Annotated in this window: 1 protein-coding gene; it reads right to left on the reverse strand. The window is 74.0% G+C overall.

Annotated features, from left to right (window positions below):
• Positions 1-1,068 (reverse strand): dihydrolipoyl dehydrogenase family protein (locus ACFVTM_RS23165; protein WP_390206592.1); only part of this gene is annotated, 1,068 nt, incomplete at both ends.

Here is a 1,068-nt window from a genome sequence, read left to right on the forward strand (position 1 = left end):
GTGGCGCTGAAGCGGCCCTCGACGGCGCCGACGGCGGCGGCTTGCGGGTCCGTGTAGGTGACGCGGGGGACGGCCTCGTAGTTTGCCTCCCGGGGCTCACCGAGGATGTTCGCGGCGGCGACGTCGCCCTGGTATTTCCCTACGTGGGTCAGTGGCCAGATCCCGGTGATGTCGCCGATGGCCCACAGCCCGTCCGCCACGCGCAGGTGCGCGTCGACCGGGACTCCGTGGCCATCCGGCTCGATGCCGACGGTTTCCAGGCCGATCGCCGGGATCCGGGGGCGGCGCCCCGTGGCGACGAGCAGCCGGTCACCGCGCAGTTCGCGCCCGTCGTCGATCTCGACAACGTAGTCCCCGCGATCTCGCCGCGCCGCGGTCGAGCCCGCGGTCAGGACGAGCTCGATGCCCTCGCCGCTGAGCACTTCGCCGAGGGCCGCGCCCAGCGGTGCCGGCTCCCGGCCGAGGACATGCGCGGACCTGTCGATAATTGCCACCTCACCGCCGAGCCGGCGCACGGCCTGGGCCATTTCGACGCCGACCGGGCCGCCGCCGAGGATGAGCAGGCGGCGGGGGACGGCTTTCATCGAGGTCGCCTCGCGGCTGGTCCACACACCCTCGAGCCCGCGCAGGCCCGGGACCGGCGGTACGACGGGGTCGGCGCCGTTGGCGAGGACGATGTGGTTGGCGGTGTGCCGCACGCCGTCGACCTCGACCACGCCCGGTCCGGCGAGGCGGCCGGTGCCGCGCAGCAGGTCGATGCCGTGATCGGCCAGCCAGCGTTCCTGGCCGGCGTCGGAGTAGTCCGAGACCATGAAGTCCCGCCAGGCCAGGGCCGCCCCGACGTCGGCCTCGGCGGTGGCGGCGGCCTGGCGTGCCGCATGGACCGCCTCGCCGGGCCGCAACAGGGTTTTCGACGGGATGCACGCCCAGTACGAGCACTCGCCGCCGACCAGCTCGCGCTCCACGACGGCCACGCGCAGGCCGCCCTCGGCGAGGGCGCCGGCGCAGTGTTCGCCGGGGGAGCCGGCGCCGATCACGATCACGTCGTAGTCGCTGTTCATGTCGGCA

This window comes from Arthrobacter sp. NPDC058130 (genome assembly GCF_042884475.1).
In the GTDB taxonomy this organism is placed as follows: domain Bacteria; phylum Actinomycetota; class Actinomycetes; order Actinomycetales; family Micrococcaceae; genus Arthrobacter.